Annotated in this window: 12 protein-coding genes and 1 pseudogene; 8 read left to right on the forward strand and 5 right to left on the reverse strand. The window is 68.7% G+C overall.

All coding sequences use genetic code 11. The features are described from left to right. Positions 1 to 50 precede the first annotated feature (50 nt). From OG352_RS07975 to OG352_RS07995, 5 genes are all read left to right on the forward strand, one after another. The gene (locus OG352_RS07975) at positions 51 to 1,751 is read left to right on the forward strand and encodes a peroxidase family protein (protein ID WP_329215682.1); all 1,701 of its coding nucleotides are present in this window, start codon (positions 51 to 53) and stop codon (positions 1,749 to 1,751) included. Positions 1,752 to 1,845: 94 nt separating this feature from the next. Then, positions 1,846 to 2,568, forward strand: coding sequence for a L,D-transpeptidase family protein (locus tag OG352_RS07980; RefSeq protein WP_329215683.1), 723 nt, complete (start codon positions 1,846 to 1,848; stop codon positions 2,566 to 2,568). Between the two features lie 201 nt (positions 2,569 to 2,769). Beyond that, complete coding sequence (locus OG352_RS07985) at positions 2,770 to 4,152, forward strand: ferredoxin reductase family protein (RefSeq protein WP_329215684.1); 1,383 nt, start codon at positions 2,770 to 2,772, stop codon at positions 4,150 to 4,152. Between the two features lie 65 nt (positions 4,153 to 4,217). Beyond that, positions 4,218 to 5,363 (forward strand): FMN-binding protein, encoded by a 1,146-nt coding sequence (locus tag OG352_RS07990; protein ID WP_329215685.1) that lies wholly within the window; start codon positions 4,218 to 4,220, stop codon positions 5,361 to 5,363. A 55-nt stretch (positions 5,364 to 5,418) separates the two neighbouring features. Beyond that, positions 5,419 to 6,156 carry an FAD:protein FMN transferase gene (locus tag OG352_RS07995; protein ID WP_329223754.1) on the forward strand — a complete coding sequence of 246 codons (738 nt, stop codon included), beginning with the start codon at positions 5,419 to 5,421 and terminating at the stop codon, positions 6,154 to 6,156. A gap of 272 nt (positions 6,157 to 6,428) precedes the next feature. On the opposite strand, the gene OG352_RS08000 is transcribed toward OG352_RS07995, so the two are convergent. From OG352_RS08000 to argC, 5 genes are read right to left on the reverse strand one after another with little or no spacing between them, the layout of a single operon-like run. After that, a complete protein-coding gene (locus OG352_RS08000) occupies positions 6,429 to 6,974 on the reverse strand; it encodes an arginine repressor (protein ID WP_329215686.1) in 546 nt (181 codons plus the stop codon). Positions 6,975 to 6,981: 7 nt separating this feature from the next. After that, positions 6,982 to 8,175 carry an acetylornithine transaminase gene (locus OG352_RS08005; RefSeq protein WP_329215687.1) on the reverse strand — a complete coding sequence of 398 codons (1,194 nt, stop codon included), beginning with the start codon at positions 8,173 to 8,175 and terminating at the stop codon, positions 6,982 to 6,984. After that, positions 8,172 to 9,089 carry an acetylglutamate kinase gene (gene argB / locus OG352_RS08010; protein WP_329215688.1) on the reverse strand — a complete coding sequence of 306 codons (918 nt, stop codon included), beginning with the start codon at positions 9,087 to 9,089 and terminating at the stop codon, positions 8,172 to 8,174. Before argB ends, OG352_RS08005 begins: the two co-directional genes overlap by 4 nt. Then, positions 9,086 to 10,237 carry a bifunctional glutamate N-acetyltransferase/amino-acid acetyltransferase ArgJ gene (gene argJ, locus OG352_RS08015; RefSeq protein ID WP_329215689.1) on the reverse strand — a complete coding sequence of 384 codons (1,152 nt, stop codon included), beginning with the start codon at positions 10,235 to 10,237 and terminating at the stop codon, positions 9,086 to 9,088. Before argJ ends, argB begins: the two co-directional genes overlap by 4 nt. Further along, on the reverse strand, positions 10,234 to 11,262 hold the full coding sequence (gene argC, locus OG352_RS08020; protein ID WP_329215690.1) for an N-acetyl-gamma-glutamyl-phosphate reductase: 1,029 nt from the start codon (positions 11,260 to 11,262) through the stop codon (positions 10,234 to 10,236). The genes argJ and argC overlap by 4 nt, the downstream gene beginning before the upstream one ends. Before the next feature lie 88 nt (positions 11,263 to 11,350). Here argC and OG352_RS08025 point away from each other — a divergent pair. The 3 genes and pseudogenes from OG352_RS08025 to ribD form a co-directional block, all read left to right on the forward strand. Beyond that, a pseudogene (locus OG352_RS08025) lies at positions 11,351 to 11,704 on the forward strand (VOC family protein); the annotation flags it as partial. Positions 11,705 to 12,895: 1,191 nt separating this feature from the next. Next, entirely contained in the window at positions 12,896 to 14,401 is a 1,506-nt protein-coding gene (locus OG352_RS08030; RefSeq protein ID WP_329215691.1) for a hypothetical protein, read from the forward strand. Position 14,402: 1 nt separating this feature from the next. After that, positions 14,403 to 15,305, forward strand: a complete 903-nt coding sequence (gene ribD, locus OG352_RS08035; protein WP_329215692.1) for a bifunctional diaminohydroxyphosphoribosylaminopyrimidine deaminase/5-amino-6-(5-phosphoribosylamino)uracil reductase RibD — start codon at positions 14,403 to 14,405, stop codon at positions 15,303 to 15,305. The last annotated feature ends 664 nt before the right edge of the window (positions 15,306 to 15,969 follow it).

The following is a 15,969-nucleotide window of genomic DNA, read 5'->3' on the forward strand; positions in this document are numbered from 1 at the left end:
GTGGGCTCACACGTGCGCGCTCTCGCGCAGGTGTGACACATGGGGGATTCATGTTCCGACCCGCACGCGAACCACAGAGCAAACGTCATCTCCGCTCCTCCTTCTACGTCGTCGGCGAAGGCATCCTCGCCGAGTCCCGGGACGGCGACGCCGCCGAGCCGCTCACCGCCTCCACCCTGGCGGACCTGCGCAAGTTCCGCTTCTCCCGACTGGGCCCCCCGTCCAAGCCGGCCCAGCAGCTCGACCGGAACGCCCGCACCGAGCTGGCCAAGGCGATGACCGACCCCGCGCTCGACCAGCCCGACCAGCCGGGAGTCCCGTCCGGGTTCACCTATCTCGGCCAGTTCGTGGACCACGACCTCACCCTGGACGCCACCGCGGTGCGCCTGGAGGACGAGATCACGGTCCGCCAGCTCCTTCAGGGCCGCTCCCCGGCCCTCGACCTCGACTCCCTCTACGGCCTCGGGCCCGACCACCGCTTCGACCGCCGGTTCTACGAGGACGACGGGATCAGGCTCAGGTCCGGGACGACCCAGGGTGTGCCGAACGACCCCTCCATCGTGGGCCGGCCCCTCACCGGGTTCGACCTGCCCCGGGCGGGCACGGGCTCGCTGAAGTCCGAGCGGCGCCGGGCGCTCATCCCGGACCCGCGCAACGACGAGAACCTGATCGTCGCCCAGATCCACACCGCCTTCATCCGGTTCCACAACCGGGTGGTGGCCGACCTGGTCGGCAAGGGCGTGTCGAGCGCGGTCCTGTTCGAGTCGGCGCGCGAGACGGTCGTCAAGCACTACCAGTGGATGCTGCGCCACGACTTCCTGCGCAGGATCGTCGACCCCGAGATCGTCGAGGACGTGTTCAGCAACGGCCGCCGGGTGTTCGAACCGGCGCCCGGCGAGCACCATCTGCCGACCATGCCGATCGAGTTCTCCGTGGCCGCCTACCGGCTGGGCCACAGCATGGTCCGGGGCCGCTACAACTGGAACCGGGTCTTCGACCAGGGCCGGGGCACCCTGGAGCTGCTGTTCCGGTTCAGCGGCACCAGCGGCATCCTCTCGCCGCCGCCCGCCGACCCGGCGGACCCGGAGGCGGGCGATTTCGAGCGCCTGCCCACCAACTGGATCGCCGACTTCCGGCGGCTGTTCGCCTTCCAGGAAGCGGTGCCGGACCGGGCCGAACTCCAGGTGCCCGAGGCGCAGTTCAACCTCGCCAAGCGCATCGACACCCTGCTCGTCAATCCGCTCGCCAACCTGCCGCTCGGTTCGTTCGGCGGCCGGGGCCAGCCGGCGCCCCCGGAGATCGAGCTGAACCTCGCCTTCCGCAACCTCACCCGGGCCTCGATGCTGCGGCTCGCGACGGGACAGCAGATGGCCGAGTACTTCATCGGCCGCAAGGTCGACGTGGAGCCCCTCACCAAGGCCGACTTCGCGCAGGGCGGCGGGGCTCAGCTCTCCCCCGCGCTCGCGAACGCGGTCGCCCGGCACGCCCCGCTGTGGTTCTACATCCTGCGCGAGGCCGAGGTGAGGGGCGGCGGGAAGCTGACCGGCGTCGGCGGTCGCATCGTCGCCGAGGTGTTCCACCGGGCCATGGAGGGCAGCCGGCACTCGATCGTGCGCGACCCCTTCTGGCGTCCCTTCCTCAGCCCGGTCGAGGACCGCAACGCCAAGGACGTCTTCGAGATGACCGACCTGCTGCTGTACGCCTTCGACGGACGGGCGGACCAGCTCAACCCGCTGGGCCCGGTGACCTGATCGGCCCACCGGACACGTCGTAGGGGAGGGGGCACCCCGCACGGTCGGCCCACCCGGCCTGCCGGTGCCGCCTCCCCGCTCTAGCGTCAGCAGCATGCGTCCTCGTGTCGTCGCCGCCGCCGCTCTCGTCTGCGCGTCCCTTCTGCTGCTCGGTGCGGCTCCCGGGACCGGCGCTCCCTCTCGGCCGCCGCTGCCGCTGCCCGCGCGGATGGCGGACACGGGCGGCGGCACACAGTTGATCACCGCCGTGGCCCCGGACGCCGGTGCCACCACGGGCACGCTGACCTGGTGGGAGCTGCGGGACCGGCGATGGGTGCCGGCCGGTTCCGCGCCGGCCCGGTTCGGCGCGAACGGCCTGGTCGAGGGAGCCTCTCGGCAGCAGGGCACGAACACGACGCCCACCGGCCTGTACGGCCTCCCGTTCGCCTTCGGCATCGAGGCCGCGCCGCGCGGGACGTCGTACCCGTACCGTCCCGTGCGCCCGGACTCCTGGTGGTGCCAGGACAACGACTCCCGTGCCTACAACCGGTGGACGGAGCCGCGGCCGGCCGACTGCCGGGCCGCCGAGTCCGAGCACCTGGTCGCCTACCGGACGCAGTACGCGCACGCGCTGGTCATCGGGTTCAACTACGGCGAGCCGGTGCACGGTCGCGGGGCGGGGATCTTCCTGCACGTCAACGGGCGTGGCGCGACGGCCGGTTGCGTGTCCCTGCCGGCCGGGGCGATGCGCCGGATGCTGGCGTGGGCCAGGCCGGGGAAGCGGCCGCACATCGCGATCGGCACGGCCGACGGCCGGACGGCGATCAGCCGGTACTGAGCCGGACAGGGAACCCGCACGCAAGGCCGCGCAGGGCTCTGTCGATCAGCACGGGAAACGCGCCCCGGCGAGTGACCGGGCTGCGGTTACCGGCGGTCACTGCGGTGGGGCGCGGTCCTCGACGGGCTCGGTGTACGGCTGAACACTCCGCGGCTGCGGCCCGTATCTCTGGGTCAAGGGTCAAGTCCCCACGGAGGAACCGTGACCACCACGATCGCAGGCGGACGCGCCGCCCGCCGCCAGACGATGCGACGCATCCGCCCGCGCCGATCCCCGGCCGTCCCGTTGCTGCTCGCCGTATGGGCGGGCGCGGCGGGCGTGCTGTGGCTCTGGTGGGCGAACACGCCGAACGTCGCGGACGACAACAGCAGGATCCTCAACGCGGGACGGATCACCGGCCTGCTCGCCGGATACCTGATGGCGCTCGTCGTGCTGCAGATGGCGCGGGTGCCGGCGCTGGAGCGCCGGGTGGGGTCGGACCGGGTGGCGCGCTGGCACGCGATGAGCGGCCGGTACACGCTCTGCCTGGTCTTCGCGCACGTGTTCCTCATCATGTGGGGGTACGCGCTGCAGGCCGGCAAGACCCTCGGCGACATCGTCCAGCAGACGATCGACTCCATCAACCAGCTGCCGGACATGGGCAAGGCCGCCATCGGCACCGGTCTGTTCCTGCTCATCGGGCTGGTGTCGATCGGCCCGGTGCGGCGCAGGATGCCGTACGACACCTGGTACCACATCCACCTGATGACGTACGCGGCCGTGTTCCTGACGTTCTGGCACCAGATCACCACCGGCAACGACTTCGCGATCGAGCCGACCGCGAAGACCGTCTGGTACGCGCTGTACGGGTCGGTGACCGGGCTGGTCGTCTGGTACCGGATCATCACCCCGCTCCGGCTGAACCTGCGTCACCGCATGTACGTCGAGGCGGTCATCGAGGAGACGCCGGGCATCGTGTCGGTGCTGATCGGCGGGCGCAAGCTGCACCGGATGGGCGCGGAGGCCGGTCAGTTCTTCCGGTGGCGGTTCATGTCGCCGGGGATGCGGTTCAGCTCCCACCCGTACTCGCTGTCGGCGGCGCCCCGCCCGGAGCTGCTGCGGATCACCGTCAAGGCGATCGGCGACCACAGCGCGGCGCTGCGCGAGCTGCAGCCCGGCACGAAGGTGTGGGCCGAGGGTCCGTACGGCGCGATGACGGCGTCCCGGCGCAGCCGCGGCAAGGTGCTGCTGGTGGCCGGCGGGGTCGGCATCACGCCGATGCGCGCACTGTTCGAGACGCTGCCGGGCGCGGCCGGTGACATCACCCTCCTCTACCGCGCCAACAGCACCCAGGATCTGGCTCTGTGGGACGAGCTGGCGAAGATCGCCGACGAGCGCGGGGCGCGGCTGATGTACGCCGTCAACAGCCCCGACGGGGAGCGCCCCGACATCTCGGCGGAGTCCCTCCAGCGGAAGATCCCCGACATCGACAGCCACGACGTCTTCATGTGCGGACCGAACGGCTTCGCCCAAGGGGTGTACGAGGCACTGCGCGGCGCCGGGGTCCCCGCCCGCCGTATCCATCACGAGTCGTTCGAGATGTGAGCGACCCGGACTCACGGGAACCTCGCCAACCTCGCCACCAACGGGAATCAGGAGCTCAGGAAGACATGAGGAAGAGCCACCCTCTTCGGCGCGTCGTGCTGGCCACCGCCGCCACCGTGTCCGGGATCGTGCTGCTGCTGACGCTGAAGCCGTCCTCCGACCCGGACGCCGCGCAGGCGGCCGGCTCCGGCGCGGGCACGGGCACGGCGGCGCAGGAGGCGGCCCAGGGCGGGGCCGGGGCGCCCGTGTCGGGGACGATGACCGGGGACGCCGTCCAGACGCAGTACGGAAACGTCCAGGTCCGCATCACCGTCGTCAACAACAAGATCACCAAATCCGAGGCCGTCCAGGCGCCCAAGGGCGGCACCAGCGACCAGAAGACCGCGCTGGCCATCCCGAAGCTCAACGCCGATGTGGTCGCCAAGCAGAGCCCGCAGATCGACACGGTGTCGGGCGCCACGTACACCAGCGAGGGCTACAAGAAGTCTCTCCAGTCCGCGATCGACAAGGCGAACGCGAGCGCGGGGGCGGGTGCCTCCCAGGGTTCCGGGTCCGGCAGCGCGCAGGCCGCCGGCGCCTTCACCGGGGACGCGGTCCAGACGCAGTACGGCAACGTCCAGGTCCGGATCACCGTCGCGGGCGGGAAGATCACCAAGGCGGAGGCCGTCCAGGCGCCGAAGGGCGGCACCAGCGACCAGAAGACCGCGCTCGCCGTCCCGAAGCTCAACCAGGAGGCGGTCGCCGCGGGCAACGCGGACATCGACTCGGTGTCCAGCGCGACCTATACGAGCGAGGGCTACAAGAAGTCGCTGCAGTCGGCGCTGGACAAGGCGAAGGCCGCCAGCGCGGGTTCGTCGTCCGGCTCGGGGTCGGGTTCGTCGTCGGGCTCCGGCTCGGGGTCGTCGTCCGGCTCTGGTTCCTCTTCCGGTGCCGCGCAGGCCAAGACCGTCACCGGGAAGGTCGAGCAGACGCAGTACGGGCCGGTCCAGGTGCGGATCACCGTCGCCGGCGGGAAGATCACCAAGGCGGAGGCCGTCCAGGCGCCCTCGGGCGGGACCAGCTCGCAGAAGACCGAACTGTCCGTCCCCAAGCTCAACCAGGAGGCTGTCGCGGCCGGCAGCGCGGACATCGACTCGGTGTCGGGCGCCACGTACACCAGCGAGGGCTACAAGAAGTCGTTGCAGTCGGCGCTGGACCAGGCCGGTGGCTGACACCGTGGCCGAGTCGGCGGCGGTTCCCGCCGTGGTGCGTCACGCGGAAGAGGTCATGGGGACCGTCTTCTCCTTCGACGTCCGCGGCGGGGAGGCCGGGGCGGTGCGGGCGGCGCTGGACGAGGCGATCGCCTCGCTGCACCGGGTGAACGAGGTGTTCAGCACCTACCGCGACGACAGCCAGGTCTCCCGGCTGGTGCGCGGCGAGCTGACCGTCGAGGAATGCGATCCCGAGGTGGCCGAGGTGCTGGAGCTGGGCGCCGAGGCGGAGCGGGTGAGCGACGGCTGGTTCAGCATGCGCTACGAGGGCCGGCTCGACCCGACCGGCATCGTGAAGGGCTGGGCCGCCGAGCGTGCGGCCCGGCTGGTCGCGGCGGCGGGCGTGAGTGGCGTGAGCGTCAACGGCGGCGGGGACGTGCAGTTGCTGGGCGTTCCCGGGCCCGAACGGCCGTGGCGGGTCGGGGTGTCCGACCCGCTGCGCCCGGGCGGCCTCGCGGCGGTGGTCTCTGCGGCGGGCGCGGACGAACTGGCGGTCGCCACGTCCGGGACGGCGGAGCGGGGCGCGCACATCGTCGACCCCCGCACGGGCCGCTCCGCGGTGACGGACCTCGTGGCCGTCACGGTCGTCGCCCCCAGCCTCACCTGGGCGGACTGCTGGGCCACGGCCGCGTTCGCCATGGGCTCGCGGGAGGCGTTGGCATGGCTGGAGTCATTGCCGGACGTAGAGGCCCTGCTGATCACGGCCGGCGACGAGGTCCGCTGCACCGGAGGGCTGGCGCGCCGGCTGGGCTGAGCTGCGGCTGCCCCGGGCGGATTGCCCAACGCGGCGCTTACGGGGTGCCGCCCTCTGTGGGTCGGGAGCCGCCCTCGGGCGGCACGACTGCCCGCAGTTCAACGGCTCCACTGGACGCCAACGCGCGCTCGCGGATGAGCTTTGGGTGACTCGCGAGTCGCGTGACTGCACGCCCCCGAGGGGCGCGGGGCTGTGTCGATATGCGGCTCCGCCGCGTGGGCGCGACCAGCCCCCACCCACCCGCAGTCGGCGCACAACCCCAAGCCGCCCCCTCAGTGGCCGTTCTGAGCCAGCCTCAGCAAGTGATCCGCCAGGGCCTGCCCACCCGTCGCCTCCCGGCTGATCAGCAGCAACGTGTCGTCACCCGCGATCGTCCCGAGGATGTCCTGCAACTCGGCCTGGTCGATCGCCGAGGCCAGGAACTGGGCCGCGCCCGGTGGAGTGCGAAGGACCACGAGGTTCGCCGAAGCCTCCGCGGAGATCAGCAACTCCTGCGAGAGCCGCCGCATCCGCTCCTCCTTCGCCGACTCCCCCAGCGGAGCGCGCGGCGTCCGGAATCCCCCTTCGCTCGGCACCGCGTAGATCAGGTCGCCGTCGGTGTTGCGGATCTTCACCGCGTTCAGCTCGTCCAGGTCCCGCGACAGCGTCGCCTGGGTGACGCTCAGCCCGTCGTCGGCCAGCAGCTTCGCCAACTGGCTCTGCGACCGCACCGGTTGCCGGTTGAGGATGTCCACGATCCGGCGGTGACGCGCGGTGCGGGTCTGCGGCACGGCGGGCCCGTTGACCCCGGCCTGCTCATGGTCCTGCGCCTGACTCATCGTCGTCTCATTCTCCGGATCCGTCCCCGTTCACTGCGTCGAGGATGCCTGGCAGGGCCCCGAGGAAAGCCTCCACCTCGTCGTCGCCGAGGTTCAGCGGCGGCATCAGCCGTACGACGTCGGGGGCGGGCGCGTTCACCAGGAATCCGGCCTCCTGAGCCGCCTTGCGCACCTGGGGTGCGAGGGGCTCGGTGAGCACGATACCCAGGAGGAGGCCCGCTCCCCGGACATAATCGATCAACGGGTGGCCGGCACCCTCGATTCCGTCCCGCAACTTCTCGCTCTGCTGTTTGACGTTCTCCAGCAACCCCTCGTTCTCGATCGTGTCGAGTACGGCGAGTCCGGCGGCGCAGGCGACCGGGTTGCCGCCGAAGGTCGTCCCGTGGTGGCCGGGCTGGAGCAGTTCGGCGGCCCGGCCGAAGGCGACGGTCGCGCCGAGCGGCAGTCCGCCGCCGAGGCCCTTCGCCAGCGTCACGACGTCCGGCAGGACGCCCTCGTGGGCCTGGTACTCGAACCAGTGCCCGGTCCGGCCGATGCCGGTCTGCACCTCGTCGAGAACGAGCAGCGCGCCGGTCGCGGCGGTGATCGCGCGGGCCGCCTTGAGGTAGCCGACGGGCGGCACGACGACGCCCGACTCGCCCTGGACGGGCTCGATGACGACGAGCGCCGTGTCCTCGGTGACCGCGGCGGCCAGCGCCTGCGCGTCCCCGAACGGCACATGCGTGACCTCGCCGGGCAGCGGCAGGAACGGGTCCCGCTTGCCGGGCTGGCCGGTGAGCGCGAGGGCGCCCATGGTCCGGCCGTGGAAGGCGCCCTCGGTGGCGACGACGTGCGTCCGCCCGGTCAGCCGGCCGATCTTGAAGGCGGTCTCGTTGGCCTCGGCGCCCGAGTTGCAGAAGAAGACCCTGCCGTCCCGGCCGAAGTGCTGGAGCAGCCGTTCGGCGAGCGTGACGGTCGGTTCGGCCATGAAGAAGTTGGAGATGTGGCCGAGCGATCCGATCTGCCGGCTCACGGCGTCGACGACGGCCGGGTGGGCGTGCCCGAGCGCGTTGACCGCGATGCCGCCGACGAAGTCGAGGTACTCGTTGCCGTCGGCGTCCCAGACCCGGCTGCCCGCGCCGCGCACCAGGGGCAGCAGCGGGGTGCCGTAGTTGTTCATGAGCGCGCTCTGCCACCGCGCGGTCAGTTCCTGGTTGCTCATGACGACTCCCCCTGTGCGTCCGGCTTCTCGTCGGGCACGACCATCGTGCCGATGCCTTCGTCGGTGAAGATCTCCAGCAGGATCGAGTGCTGGACCCGCCCGTCGATGACCCGGGCCGTCGTCACGCCGTTGCGCACGGCGTGCAGGCAGCCCTCCATCTTCGGGACCATGCCGGAGCTCAACTCCGGCAGCAGCTTCTCCAGTTGGGAAGCCGTGAGGCGGCTGATCACCTCGTCGCTGTGCGGCCAGTCCTCGTAGAGGCCCTCGACGTCGGTGAGGACCATGAGGGTTTCGGCGCCCAGCGCGGCGGCGAGCGCCGCGGCCGCCGTGTCGGCGTTGACGTTGTAGACGTGTCCGTCGTCCTGGCTGCAGGCGATCGAGGAGACGACCGGGATGCGGCCGTCGGCGAGCAGCGCCTCGAGGGCGCCCGTGTCGATCGCGGTGATCTCGCCCACCCGCCCGATGTCGACCAACTCGCCGTCGATCTGCGGCCGGTGCTTGGTGGCGGTGATGGTGTGCGCGTCCTCGCCGGTCAACCCGACGGCGAGCGGCCCGTGTTGGTTGAGCAGCCCGACCAGCTCGCGCTGGACCTGCCCGGCGAGCACCATGCGTACGACGTCCATGGCGTCCTCGGTCGTCACCCGCAGGCCGGCCTTGAACTCGCTGACGATGCCGTGCCGGTCGAGGGCGGCGCTGATCTGGGGGCCGCCGCCGTGCACGACGACCGGCTTGAGGCCGGCGCGGTGCAGGAAGACGACGTCCTGTGCGAACGCGGCCTTCAGGTCCTCGTCGATCATGGCGTTGCCGCCGAACTTGATGACGACCGTCTTGCCGTTGTGCCGGGTCAGCCAGGGCAGGGCCTCGATGAGGATCTGGGCTTTCGGCAGGGCGGTGTGCTTACGCGTAGTGCTCATGACGAGTAGGCGCTGTTCTCGTGGACGTAGTCGGCGGTCAGGTCGTTGGTCCAGATGGTGGCGGTCTCGGCGCCCGCGGCCAGGTCGGCGACGATGTGCACCTCGCGGTAGCGCATGTCGACCTTGTCGCGGTCCTCGCCGACGCCGCCGTTCTTGCAGACCCAGACGCCGTTGATGGCGACGTTCAACTGGTCCGGCTCGAAGGCGGCCCGGGTCGTGCCGATCGCGGAGAGCACGCGGCCCCAGTTGGGGTCCTCGCCGTGGAGGGCGCACTTGAGGAGGTTGTTGCGGGCGATGGAACGGCCCACCTCGACGGCGTCCGCCTCGGTCGCCGCGTTGACGACCTCGATCCTGATGTCCTTGCTGGCGCCCTCGGCGTCGCGGATGAGCTGCTGGCCGAGGTCGTCGCAGACGGTCCGTACGGCGGCGGCGAACTCCTCGTACTCCGGGGTGACTTCGGAGGCGCCCGAGGCGAGCAGCAGCACGGTGTCGTTGGTGGACATGCAGCCGTCGGAGTCGACCCGGTCGAAGGTGACCTCGGTGGCGGCGCGCAGCGCCCGGTCCAGGGTCGCGCTGTCGAGGTCGGCGTCGGTGGTGAGGACGACCAGCATGGTGGCGAGGCCGGGGGCGAGCATGCCCGCGCCCTTGGCCATGCCGCCGACGGTCCAGCCCTCCTGAGTGACGACCGACGTCTTGTGGACGGTGTCGGTGGTCTTGATGGCGATGGCGGCCTTCTCGCCGCCGTGCTCGGACAGTTGGGCCGCCGCCGTCTCAACTCCCGGGAGCAGCTTGTCCATCGGGAGCAGGACGCCGATGAGGCCGGTGGAGGCGACGGCGACCTCGGCCGCGTGGTGGCCGAGCACCTCGGCGACCCTCTCGGCGGTCGCGTGCGTGTCCTGGAATCCCTTCGGCCCCGTACAGGCGTTGGCGCCACCGGAGTTGAGGATCACCGCGGACACCTGACCGCCCTTGAGGACCTGCTGCGACCACAGGACGGGCGCGGCCTTCACACGGTTGGAGGTGAAGACGCCGGCGGCCGCCCGGCGGGGCCCGTCGTTGACCACGAGGGCCAGGTCCGGGTTGCCGTTCTGCTTGATCCCTGCGGCGATGCCCGCGGCCTGGAATCCCTTGGCTGCCGTGACGCTCACGGTGCGACTCCGATCGTGGAAAGCCCGGTGGCCTCGTCGAGTCCGAGGGCGATGTTCATGCTCTGGAGGGCACCGCCCGCGGTGCCCTTGGTCAGATTGTCGATGGCGCTGATGGCGATGATGCGGCCCACGGCCTCGTCATACGCGACCTGCACCTGAACGGCGTTGGAACCGTGGACGGACGCCGTGGCGGGCCACTGGCCCTCCGGCAGCAGGTGGACGAAGGGCTCGTCGGCGAAGGCCTTCTCGTACGCGGCGCGGACGGACTCGGCGGTGACGCCGGGCTTCGCCTTGGCGCTGCACGTGGCGAGGATGCCGCGGGACATCGGCACGAGCGTCGGCGTGAACGAGACGGCGACCGGCTCCCCCGCCGCCGCGCTCAGGTTCTGGATCATCTCGGGCGTGTGCCGGTGCCCGCCGCCGACGCCGTACGGCGAGACCGAGCCCATGACCTCGGAGCCCAGCAGGTTCGTCTTGGGCGCCTTGCCCGCGCCGGAGGTGCCGGAGGCGGCGACGATCACGGCCTCGTGCTCGGCGAGGCCTGCGGCGTACGCGGGGAACAGCGCCAGCGTGACGGCCGTCGGGTAGCAACCGGGGACCGCGATGCGCTTGGACCCCGTGAGCGCGGCGCGGGCGCCCGGCAGCTCGGGGAGGCCGTAGGGCCAGGTCCCGGCGTGCGCGGAGCCGTAGAACCGCTCCCAGTCGGCCGCGTCCTTCAGCCGGAAGTCGGCGCCCATGTCGACGACGAGGACGTCCGGACCGAGCTGCTCGGCGACGGCGGCGGACTGGCCGTGCGGGAGGGCGAGGAAGACGACGTCGTGTCCGGCGAGCACCTCGGGGGTGGTCTCCTCCAGCACCCGGCCGGCCAGCGGCAGCAGATGCGGCTGGAGCGCGCCCAGCTTCTGGCCCGCGTTGGAATTGCCGGTCAGGGCGCCGATCTCGATCCCGGGGTGCGTGAGGAGCAGGCGCAGCACCTCTCCGCCCGCATACCCGCTCGCTCCGGCCACCGCCGCACGTACCGCCATGTCCACCCTCCTCTTGGATGGCATGACTATACGTCGCTATGCACGTTTATACAATCCACTGGGGGTTGGGAGCCCCACGATCACCGGCATGGCTCTGCGACCTGTCCTGGTGAACACAAAGGCTCTGGACGGCTCGGCGGTCGGCCGGTTCTGGGCGGAGGCGCTCGGCTGGACCGTCGCCGGCGAGGAACCCGGCGCGACCGCCGCCAAACCCGTCGGCTTCGACTGGCTGGACCCGGTCGGCGTCTGCATCGACGTCATCGCCGTCCCGGAGCCCAAGGCGACGACGAAGAACCGTGTGCACCTCGATCTCGCCACCACCTCCGCGACCCACCAGACGGAGCTGGTCGCGCGCCTCCGGTCTCTCGGCGCGACGCCCACCCACGTCGGCCAGGGCGATGCGCCGTGGACGGTCCTCGCCGACCCCAACACTTCTGACTACCAGTTCTGAGCGTATCGGCTGGTCAGGCAACGCAGAAGCCCCGCCCGCGCGCCTCGGGGAAGGAAGCGCAGCGAACGGGGGCTCGTTTCTGGGAGTGCCTCAGGGCATCCAGCCCTGGTCTGCCTCCAGACACTCAGGGCATGTGACGGCTCGCTGCCACTCGGTCACCTTGCCGGTGACGCTGCATACCGGCTTTCCTTGGCTGAGCCTGTGAACGGTCAGCACGTCATCCCCGACCGTGCCCGTGAACTCGTCAGTGGGTGCCAAGAGGTCTCGGTCATCGGTCATGGTCACTGGCTGGTCTCTCTGGTCGCGTTGCGGGGGTCATTCGGGTGGCCGGAGAAGGTGTGCGTGTGCATGTCGATCACGACTCCGCGAGCCATCACGGCACTGCGCGACGCGATTGCGGCAGTCAGGCTCGCGCGTAGCCGGGCGCACACCGGGCACCTGTCGGGGTCTACTCGGTCAGTGCGAGGGATTCTCAGGTCTGCGCCCGAGAGCAATAGCGGCGGTTCACTCACGTGTTGCTCACCCCCGGGTGCCGGGGGCATGAGTGCGGGCAGGGAGGGGACTTGGGGCGGGGAGGTAGACGACCCCGGACTCTGTGTCCTGCGCCCCGCTGTACTCCGTCCACCAGCCCTCAGGAGAACCCGCATACGGCTTGGCGGGATCGTCTACGAGACTGACCAGCTCAGGGGCAGGTAACACGCTCACGCGGACACAGGCCCGCTTCACGGGGGTGGTCACTGGGGGCACTCCAAGTGCCGGTACCGAACGGCCGGACTGCGTGAGGCTTGCCGAAGCTCAATCCGGCGGCAGGGTTCGAGCGACTTGATCCGCTGCTGGCAGTCGGGGCACGTCTCCCCTGAGGGCGCGTATGTCGTGTACTCACCCTGTCTCGCGTCGGTGTCAGCATCTGCACGCTGGGGACTTCCGAGAATTCTGGTTGTAGCTTTGGGCACTGCCGTCAACCTCCTATCGGTTGGTGGCCACGCCCCCGGACGTTCGCCGCGTCGCGGGGGTCTGACCGTTCGGCACGTGGGTCGCGCCGTCTGAAGATCTTCAGCCGGACAGGACACCTCCGGGAACCGCGAACGGGGAACCCCGCAAGCCCATTTGGGGAACCCCTCTGGAGCGCCAGGACTACCCTGGGACGAGATCACTTCCGTCCCCTGCAAGGTGGTGGCGCTCATGGACGATCGCGAGACACGGCGCATCGGTTACTCGCTGACGATCCCTGACACGCTGTTACAGAGCGATGCCATGCGCGGAGCCTGCGTGACCCATGACTTTCAAGAGATTTTCCGGCTCGTCAACAGGCGCACGGGCTCCAGTTACGCAGTGATGGCTGCCGCAGTCGGCAAGATGACCAGTTCACGCGTGAGTGATGTGATCCGTGGTGTACGGAGAATTCGCGGGCAGGAAGTGATCGAACGCGTGGCTGACGGCTTCGGCATCCCCGGCGAAATGCTTGGGTTACCCCAACGGCCGTGGGAGGATTCCCCGGAAAAAGTCCACCTGCCTCAATCGTCGACTTATTCTGACCCAAGTCGAGAGGCGGCGGACACAGCGCATCTCCTCCCGCGGAACGACGAAGGAACTCGTACTGCTACTCATTCCGATGTGCTTCTGGTCTCGGTATGGATTGGGGGGAGAAAACAGATCGTGCCCATCAGCCGGCGAACCCTGATTACTGGCGCGATTGGCGCTGCCCTACAAGCAGCAGACCTGACGCTATTTCCCGAACCCGTTAACGAATCCAATCCGCTCTGCGCACCGTTTCCGAAACTCGACGCAATCCGCATCGAAGCAGCGATAGAGCATCTCCGAGATATGTGGCATTCCCTTGTCCGGGCTGACAATCTCTTCGGTCCACGGCACGCTCTCACGTCGGTGCGCCAACAACTATCCATCCTCGAATCGCTTCTAGAATACGCCAGAGGAACGCAGCGCTCCGAGTTGCTGAGACTTGCCGCCCAATACGCCGAGTCCGCTGCATGGTTGCATGAAGACTCGGCAGACATGCCGAACGCCACAAAGTGGACCAGTCAGGCCATGGAATGGGCAACCGAGTCCGGCGATCAAGCCATGCTGACGTGGACGCTTTTCCGCAAGAGTCAGCAAGCCACCACGAAGAAGAATGCGGCACAGGCTATTAGCCTTGCCCAGGCTGCCCAGCGAAATAGTTCCGCCCTTACGCGGCCCATGCGAGCGGCTGCCATACAGCAGGAAGCGCACGGGTACGCATTGGATGCAGACGAGGTTTCCTGCCATACCCGTCTGGACGATGCCCAGGACTTTGCCGCATCGCCGGACACAAAGGGAGACGCCCGTTCCGGGCACGGAGATTTCTGTACCGCAAGTTACATCGAGATTCAGCGCGCTAATTGCTGGCTCACCCTCGGGCGGCCCGACCTGGCCGTCCCACTTTTTGAAACTGCGCTCGACGAGCTTCCCGACGCCTACCAGCGCGACAGAGGTCTCGCGCAAGCGCGCCTGGCACTTGCATACGCGGGAACACGAGAGTACGACTCGGCGGCAGCGCAAGCCGCCTCCGCACTGAGCATCGCGCGCAGTTCAGGATCGTTGCGTACGATGCACGAGACGGTGTCCGCAGTTAACGCACTCGGGGAAGTTCACACATCACAGGCAGTGTCTCAACTGTTTGACGCCATTAAGGAAGAGGGGAATTTCTGAAGTGGCACATGTGCACGAGATCGCGGCCATGCGTCGCGCAATCGCAATTTCGGCTCAGGGGCTGGGATCAACCAGCCCGAACCCGCCTGTTGGCTGTGTCATTCTCGACAGCGAAGGGCGAACGGTCGGTGAGGGCTATCACGTGCGCAAGGGCGAATCGCACGCGGAGGTCAATGCACTTACCGCCGCCGGAAAACGGGCAGAGGGCGGAACGGCCATTGTAACACTGGAACCATGCAATCACTACGGACGCACACCACCATGCCGCGAAGCCCTGATCAATGCGAATGTAGCAAGAGTACTCATTGCCGTAATGGACCCAACGTCTCGTGGTGAAGGCGGGGCAGCGCTCCTACGAAGGGCCGGAGTGCAAGTCGAGCAGGGCTTCCTGAAAGATGAGGCGCTTCTTGTTCTAGGCACTTGGCAAGATTCTCTGAATGGTGGCCGCCCATTCATTACGTGGATCTACGAAGCGGGCGAAGACGGGAAACCCGACCTTAATTCCGCACAAGGTGTTGCTTTTGGAGAAGTGGATTCACTCCGGGGATCGTACGATCTCGTGATCAGCCAGGAACGCGGTATCGAAGAAGGAGTTCCAGGGGGTCACGGCAACGGCGTATTCCATCTTCCGAACGGAGCGCTGGGCAACGACGCCGATGAAATATTGAAAGTGCTCGGCGATACAGGAGCGCGGTCTATTTTGCTATCCGGTGCAGTCGATCAATTTTCTCGGATCACTTTCGCAGGAATGATTGATCGGGTGATCTCCTATCTGCCGCGAACATCACCCTCTTGGTCGCCTGGGGAGGACCTTGACAACGTTACTGCAATTCCGTATGGATATCGACTGACTGAGGTTACCCGAACGGCATCACATGTCCGCCTGGTGGGGCACAGGACCTAGTTAGGCGACAACAAGATAGTCCCTACTCCCCGTTTCGAGGAGTAGGGATTTTTCTATGTGCCACCTTTTGTCGACTCTTCCCCGCACAAATGGCAGTAGCTGCGGCGTGAGTTTTTTTCCTCCCTGCCGTTCTTTTGCAGGAGGGCGAGGGGGCACACGCCTGGTCGGCTACGACCGGCGAGGCTTCACGTGCTCGGCGGCCCAACCGCCCGGCTGGTGCTTCGCGGTCTCTTTGCTGTGGCACGTCGTGCACAGCGGACAGAGTTGAGGGAACGCGTCCGGATCTTTGACGCCCTTGGCGACCAACTCACGGCGCGACTCGGGGAAGTGGTCGGCGACCGTCGCTGTCTTGCTGCACAGCACGCACCACGGATGCGCGTACAGATAGCGGCGGCGAATACGCTCCCGCTTGACCCCGTATCCCTTGGCCGTGGTCGTCCCGCACTGCTGCTCGGCTTCCTTGGCGTGCTTGGAGCAGCGTCCGCCCGCGGTCAGTTCCGGGCAGCCGGGGACAGAGCAAGGGGGGCGGGGCTTGCGTGGCGTGGTGCATCTCCGATCGGGGTGGGGTGTCGAGTCGAAATGCCACCGGGAGCCCAGGAAGAGGATGCGGAATCATTGCTGGCCACCCATAGATCACCCGTCCACCTGAGCGGAGCACGGCATA

The sequence above is a fragment of the Streptomyces sp. NBC_01485 genome (assembly GCF_036227125.1).
Classification (GTDB): Bacteria; Actinomycetota; Actinomycetes; order Streptomycetales; family Streptomycetaceae; genus Streptomyces.

Bases quoted from the DNA above. Each gene is read 5' to 3' on its own strand.
- OG352_RS08005 (WP_329215687.1), bottom strand. From the start codon at position 8,175: ATGAGCAACCAGGAACTGACCGCGCGGTGGCAGAGCGCGCTCATGAAC.
- OG352_RS08000 (WP_329215686.1), bottom strand. From the start codon at position 6,974: ATGAGTCAGGCGCAGGACCATGAGCAGGCCGGGGTCAACGGGCCCGCC.
- OG352_RS07995 (WP_329223754.1), top strand. From the start codon at position 5,419: ATGGGGACCGTCTTCTCCTTCGACGTCCGCGGCGGGGAGGCCGGGGCG.
- OG352_RS07975 (WP_329215682.1), top strand. From the start codon at position 51: ATGTTCCGACCCGCACGCGAACCACAGAGCAAACGTCATCTCCGCTCC.
- OG352_RS07980 (WP_329215683.1), top strand. From the start codon at position 1,846: ATGCGTCCTCGTGTCGTCGCCGCCGCCGCTCTCGTCTGCGCGTCCCTT.
- OG352_RS08030 (WP_329215691.1), top strand. From the start codon at position 12,896: ATGGACGATCGCGAGACACGGCGCATCGGTTACTCGCTGACGATCCCT.
- OG352_RS07990 (WP_329215685.1), top strand. From the start codon at position 4,218: ATGAGGAAGAGCCACCCTCTTCGGCGCGTCGTGCTGGCCACCGCCGCC.
- argB (WP_329215688.1), bottom strand. From the start codon at position 9,089: ATGAGCACTACGCGTAAGCACACCGCCCTGCCGAAAGCCCAGATCCTC.
- argC (WP_329215690.1), bottom strand. From the start codon at position 11,262: ATGGCGGTACGTGCGGCGGTGGCCGGAGCGAGCGGGTATGCGGGCGGA.